General features: G+C 67.4%; 3 protein-coding genes and 1 pseudogene. 3 read left to right on the forward strand and 1 reads right to left on the reverse strand.

Annotated features, from left to right (window positions below):
• Nucleotides 1-1,231: hypothetical protein (locus tag ACTHL0_RS25045; protein WP_440569762.1), on the forward strand; the 1,231-nt coding region annotated here is incomplete at its 5' end.
• 61 nt (nucleotides 1,232-1,292) lie between these two features.
• Here ACTHL0_RS25045 and ACTHL0_RS25050 read toward each other — a convergent pair.
• Nucleotides 1,293-3,596, reverse strand: a pseudogene (locus ACTHL0_RS25050) (heavy metal translocating P-type ATPase); the annotation flags it as partial.
• A gap of 463 nt (nucleotides 3,597-4,059) precedes the next feature.
• On the opposite strand from ACTHL0_RS25050, the gene ACTHL0_RS25055 reads away from it, so the two are divergent.
• Together ACTHL0_RS25055 and ACTHL0_RS25060 are read left to right on the forward strand one after the other, a co-directional pair.
• Nucleotides 4,060-5,556, forward strand: coding sequence for a DUF1254 domain-containing protein (locus tag ACTHL0_RS25055; protein WP_440569763.1), 1,497 nt, complete (start codon nucleotides 4,060-4,062; stop codon nucleotides 5,554-5,556).
• A 63-nt stretch (nucleotides 5,557-5,619) separates the two neighbouring features.
• Nucleotides 5,620-6,613: AsmA family protein (locus tag ACTHL0_RS25060; RefSeq protein ID WP_440569764.1), on the forward strand; the 994-nt coding region annotated here is incomplete at its 3' end.

Here is a 6,613-nt window from a genome sequence, read left to right on the forward strand (position 1 = left end):
CGCTTCGCGCGCCAAGCGCCGGGCCCGAGCCGCTTCGTCGGATGACGCGCGCCGGCCCGCGCGAGCTGCAGTCGAGCCCGAATCGCCGGTGGCACACGACACCGACGCCGCCCCGCATGTCGAAGCCATCGATCCGCGTCAGGGCACGCTGCTCGGCTTCGAGCGGCCGGCCGGCGCCCCCGTGAGTTTGCCAAGCGAACAGGCTGAACTCGCTGAACTGGCGGCGGCGGAAATCGGACCTGTCGCTGTCGATCGTGCAGCGCCCGGAAAGCGGCCTGCTGCCGAGGCGGGGAAGGCGGACGAGCTCGCACTGGAACTGGAAACGCCGGCTGCCGCTGAGAAAGCGACAGCGTTCGAACCAAAGGCAGTGTCCGGTTCGGAGAAGCCGCGCGCGGCCGGTAGACCGGCAACGGTTGAGAAGGCGGTGGCTGGCGAAAACGCAGCCGCCTCGAAAAAGCCGGCAACGCCGGGCAAGCCGATTGTCGTAGAAGAAATGTCTTCACCCGAACAGCCCGTAAGCCCCGAGCCGGTGCAAGCAAAGCTGCCCTCTTCGGACGACACCTCGGCAAGTGCCGTCGCGACGGATTCGCCCGATCCCAAGCTGCTTTCGCCGGGTGCGGCGCTGGCGAGCGGGCGGCGACAAGCGGCGCGCCGGACGGCCGACGCGGCTCGCCCGAGTGTCACGCCCGCAGCGCAGCCGGCCGAGCCCGCTCAGCCCGCCGATGCCTTTCCCGCTGCGCCTGTCCCGCCGGCTGCGCCAGCACCGTCGGCCGCACACCCGGCTGGGGATACCTTGCGTTCGATCGACGGCGCCGTACCGCCCGACTTGGCGCAAACCGTCGCCTCGCTGCAAGAAGCCCTGGTGCAAGAACGGTCCGCGGCGCAAGAGCGTTGGCGGCGCACCCGCCATTGGCTGGCCCTCGCATCGGCAGGGTTGGTGTTGCTGTTCGCTGTGTCGGTTGCGCAGACGGTCGCGCTTGTCGGCTTCGCGCACCACGCGCAGGCGGCGCAGCAGCAAACCCAATCGGCGTTGAACGACCAACAGGCCGCATTGGCCGGCTTGGCCAGCAGCACGTCCGCATTGGCCGCCCGCCTGGATTCGCCGCTTTTCACTGTGTCGGCGCCCGACGCCTCCGTCGACGCAAATGGCGCCCCGCGGCCGCCGAAACACGTGAAGCCGGCGCACACGCGTCACGTCGTCAAAGACAAAGCGAAGCTCGCGGCGCGTTGAGGGTCCGGGCAGTTGCCGGTCAGACGCCGCACCCGGCATGAGGCGCGGCGTTCGGACACCACTACTGCCTGTCGACGCCTTTCCACCGCTTGAGCAACAACGCGTTCGTCACGACGCTGACGCTCGAAAACGCCATCGCCGCGCCGGCAAGCATCGGGTTGAGGAGCCCGAAGGCGGCAAGCGGAATACCGATCAGGTTGTAGACGAACGCCCAGAACAGATTCTGCTGAATCTTCCGATACGTTCGACGCGAGATATCGATGGCGTCGGCGACAAGCGCCGGATCGCCGCGCATCAGCGTGACGCCCGCCGCATGCATGGCGACATCCGTGCCTGTTGCCAGGGCGATGCCGATGTCGGCGGCGGCGAGCGCGGGTGCGTCGTTGATCCCGTCCCCGGCCATGGCCACCACTTGCCCCGTGCGCGCTTTGAGTTGCGCGACGATCTCCGCCTTGTCGCCCGGCAACACTTGCGCGTAGACCTCCTCGATGCCGAGCGCCTGCGCGACGCTGGCTGCCGCGCCGCGATTGTCGCCTGTCACCAGCACGCTTTTGACGCCGCGGGCGGCCAGCTGCTCGACGGCGGCGCGGGCCGTCGGCTTGACGGTGTCGCCGAACGCAATCAGCGCGAGGGCTTCCGCCGGTGCACCGTCCGCGCCTGCGCCCGCGCGTACCAGCCAGGATACGGTATTGCCTTCGGCTTCCAGTTGCGCGGCCCGCTCGCGCGCATCCACAGGCGGCTCGACGCCCAGTTCCGCGAGCCAGCGGCCGTTGCCGATACACACGGTGCGGCCGTCGATTTCGGCTTGCATGCCACGTCCGGCTACCGCTCGCGCGTGCACGGTTGCGGGCAGGCTAGCGTACAGCGCGCCCGGGCCACCCGATTGCAACGACGTCGAGGGTAACGTCGAGCCCGAGCCCGAATTCGACGACACGCCATATTCGGCCAGGAGCGCGCGTGCCAGCGGGTGATCGCTGTTGCGCTCCACGGCGGCCGCGAGCGCAAGGCCGGCGTCGCGCGAAATACCGAACGCCTCGAACGCCACGAGCTGGGGCTTACCGGTGGTCAGCGTGCCGGTCTTGTCGAAGGCGACGATCGAGACGCGCTGCGCGAGTTCGAGCGCTTCCGCGTCCTTGATGAGCACGCCGCGGCGGGCGGCGACACCCGTGCCGGCCATGATCGCGGCCGGCGTGGCGAGCCCGAGCGCGCAGGGGCAGGCGATCACGAGCACCGATACCGCGTTCAGAATTGCGGTCTCCACCGATGCGCCCGCGAACAGCCACAGCCCGAATGTGGCCGCCGCAATGACGAGGATCGCCGGTACGAAGACGGCGCTGACCCGATCGACGAGCCGCTGGATCGGCGCCTTGTCCGCCTGTGCGCTTTCGACGAGCCGGATGATGCGCGCGAGCGTCGTTTCGGCGCCGGTGGCCGTCGTCGTCACGTCCAGCGTGCCTTCGCCATTGACCGATCCGGCGGTGACGCGCTCGCCGGGCCCCTTCGCCACGGGCAGGCTTTCCCCCGTCACGAGCGATTCGTCGACGTGGGTTCGCCCCGCGCTCACGACGCCATCGACGGGCATCCGTTCGCCCGGCCTGACAACGACGACCATCCCGACGTGCACCTGTCCGAGCGGCACATCGCTTTCGTTGCCGCGCGCGTCTTTCACGCGGGCCCGCTCGGGCCGCAGCGCCGCCAATGCGCGAATGGCGTCCGTCGTTTCGCGCTTGGCGCGCGCCTCGAGCCATTTGCCGAGACGCACGAGCGTGATGACGACGGCGGACGCTTCGAAATACAGGTGCATCACGTCGCCCGGGTGAACGATCGTTTGCCACACGCTCAAGCCGTATGCCGCCGAGGTACCGAGCGCGACGAGCAGGTCCATATTGCCCGCCCGGGCCCGAACGGCGCGATAGGCGCTGACGTAAAACCGCGCGCCGAAGACGAACTGAACGATGCTGGCCCGCACGAGCTGCGCCCACGCGGGCAGCGCCGATTCGACGCCGAACGGCGCGGTCACCATGGGGAGCATCAGCGGGGCGCTGAGCAGCGCGGACAGCGCGACCGCGTTGAGTTCGCGCCGTGCTTGTCGCGCGCGCGTGTCTTCGGTTTTTGTCGGCGGGTGCTCGCCGGCGCCAAGCGCTTCGGGCTCGCCGGGCACCGGCCGCGCCTGGTATCCCGCACCGACGACAGCATCGACGAGCCGTTGCACGTCGCCCGGTGCGAGGGCAGCGGCGGTATGTACCGTGGCGCGCTCGGTGGCGAGGTTGACGGAGGCGCCGGCGACGCCGGGCACGCGGGCCAGCGCCTTTTCGACGCGTGCGGCACAGGAAGCGCAGGTCATGCCTTCGATGTCGAGTTCGGCGGTCGACACGTCGGCAGCGGTGGGAGTGGCTAAGTCGGTCATGGTGACTAAGTAAGACTTCGAAAACGGGCGACGGGCCGCCGCAATGAAGACACTATCAGCCTTCCCATGATGGGAAGGTCAAGCGTCTTATGCCGGACGGTCATATCCGCGCGCCGCAAGTTCAAACGCATCGATCAGGTGCGCGACAAGCCCCGTCCGATAGACTGTGGGATCGACGCAACTTCGGCGCCGGGATAATGAAACCGGCATTGGATCGACGTTTTATGCTCCAGTCAGGGTTGCGTCTTGCTTCGCGGCCGCGGATACGATAAAACGCTTTCGCGATTCGAAGCAGAATCGACGGTGCGCGAGATCCCGGCCGGATCGAACGCCACACGACGGTGAAGATGGAGACCAGGGCCGCCCATGGTAGAGATGGGCAGCCTCCGGACGCCCGATGCCTAGTCAACAGATCGTACACATGACAACAAAAACTCGAAAATCAACGCTGCCCGCGGGGGCTCGTTCGTGGGTGGCGTGCGCCGCCGTTCTTGTCTTTGCGGGCTGCGCCGCGCCGCAAAAGGCACCGCCTCAGGCGAAGTCGACCGGATGGACCCAGGACGAAGTCGTCGATTCGTATGTGTTCGGGTATCCGCTCGTTGTCATGTCGACGGCGCGCTCGGCGGCACTGGCGGCCGCCGGCACGGATTCCGGCGCGGCGCTCAACACGCTCCATCCCGCGCCGATGACAGAAGCCGGCGGCGATCCGCTGCCGCCTCTGGCCGATGTGGACACCTTGTCAGCCAACGCGTGGCTTGACCTGTCGCAAGAGCCCGTCATCGTTTCGGTGCCCAATACGCGCGGGCGCTTTCTCGATGCGCGCGTGCTCGATATGTGGACGAACGTCGTCTGGTCGACGGGATCGAATGCCAACGCGCATACGGGTGCGCCCAAGCCGCAGACGATCGCGCTGGTGCCCCCAGGCTGGGAAGGCCGATTGCCGGCCGGCGTCGGACGCGTCGATGCGCCGGGCAAGAATCTATGGCTCGGTGTGCGAATCGCGGCGCTGGACGCGCGCGAAGTGCCCTCGGCACGCCGGCTGCTGAGCGAGGTGCGGATCACGCCGCTGTCCGCCTACGTAGGCGGTGAGCACGATCGCCACGTTGCTCGCGGCAAACAGGGCAAGCGTGAGCACCTGGCTGCGCGCGGCCGCGGCGACGATTCGCAAGAAAGCGTGGCCGAAGCGCCGACGGGCCTGCCCGCCACGGCGGCGGCCGTTACGCAGCTCGACGCGAATGGTTTCTTTGGAAAGTTGGCGGATGCGTTGCGCGACAATCCTCCGTCGGCCGACGATGACCACGCGCTGAAGGAGCTGGCCGATATCGGGGTGAAACCGGGCGAGCCGGTTCGTGTCCCGGACGGATCGGCCAGTACGATCGCCTCAGGCGTGGCGGATGGCGTCAAGCGGGTGCAGGCACCGCCAGTCAATGCGGTCTCCGGCAACGGCTGGAGCTGGGCGGGCGACGGCACGGGCAAGTATCGCGACGATTACGCGCTGCGCGCCTACGCGACGTTCGCGCACGCGGGCGCCGCGACCGCGCGGGACGAGGTGTTTCCGACGGTGCAGGCCGACCGCGACGGCAAGCCGCTCGATGGCAGCAGCGAATACATGATGCATTTCACGCGCAAGTCGCTGCCGCCGGCTCGCGCCTATTGGACGATCACGGCGTATTCGCTGGACGGTGCGTTGGTTCCGGGGCATGTGCCGCATTATTCGATCGACTCTCACGATCGGATGCGTCGCAATCGCGATGGCTCCGTCGATATCTACGTATCGTCGAAATCGCCGGGCCGGGCGTGGGTGTCGAACTGGCTGCCCGCGCCGCAAGGGCCGTTCCAACTCGTCATGCGCGTGTATGCACCGCAGCCGGCGGCGACGGACGGCAGCTGGGCGCCGCCGCCGCTCGTGCGTCGATGAACTGAACCGAATTGAACCGTTTGGAGCAACTGCAGATGGAGCGAGCGTGACTGGAGTAGTGCGATGACGAGCGAATCGACGGGCGGCGGGCTGAGCTGGCGCAGTCACCTGAGCGAGAAGATGCGGTCCCGCGGCGCTCGCCGCACGGCGATCGGCGTCGTGATTGCCGTGGTGTTGTACGGGTTGATCGGTTTTTTTGCGGCGCCGCCGCTGATTCGGCACGTCGCCGAGCAGCAGCTCGGCAAAGCGCTCGATCGGCCGGCCACGATCGGCCGAGTTGTGCTCAATCCCTTCACGTTGCGACTCGAAGCGGATGGCGTTCGCCTTGGCGAGCGGGGCGCTCCCGGGGAGTTCGCCTCGTTCGAACGTCTCGTCGTGCGCGTATCGTGGATGACGCTGCTGCGTTTCGCCCCCATCGTGACTGAATTGCGCGTCGATTCGCCGAGCGTCAACGTCGTGCGGTATGACGCGCAGCGCTTCAATTTCAGCGATATCGTCGAGAAGTTCTCGAAACCGTCGCAGCCGAAAGCCGGGCCGACGCTGTTCTCGGTATCGAATATCGCCGTCGAAAACGGCCGTATCGCCTTCGACGACCGCTTGCTCGGTGCTCGCCACGTCATCGATCAACTCTCGCTCGGCGTGCCCTTCATCGCGACGTTGCCGTCGCAGACGGACATCTTCGTCGATCCGCGTTTTTCAGCGCATATCGATGGCAGTCCGATTGCGATCAACGGCAAGACGAAGCCGTTCGCGCAATCGCGCGAATCGGACGTGGCGTTGACGTTCAGCGATCTGGACGTGCCGCGCCTGCTTTCCTATATGCCGATGAAGTTGGCGCTCACGGTTCAAAGCGGCAAGCTCGGCGGCGATCTCAAGCTTCGCTTCCTGATATCGGCTGACAAGCCGACGCTGACCGTGACCGGCACCGCCGATCTGACCGATGCGCGGATCGTCGACGCACGCCAGGCACCGTTCTTTTCGGCGCAGGCGCTGCACGTCGCCGCCGCGGGACTTCAACCGCTCGCGGGCGTGTACCGGTTCGACGAGATTCGGCTCG

Origin of the sequence: Trinickia sp., from assembly GCF_051961175.1 — a bacterium.
Taxonomy (GTDB): Bacteria; Pseudomonadota; Gammaproteobacteria; order Burkholderiales; family Burkholderiaceae; genus Trinickia.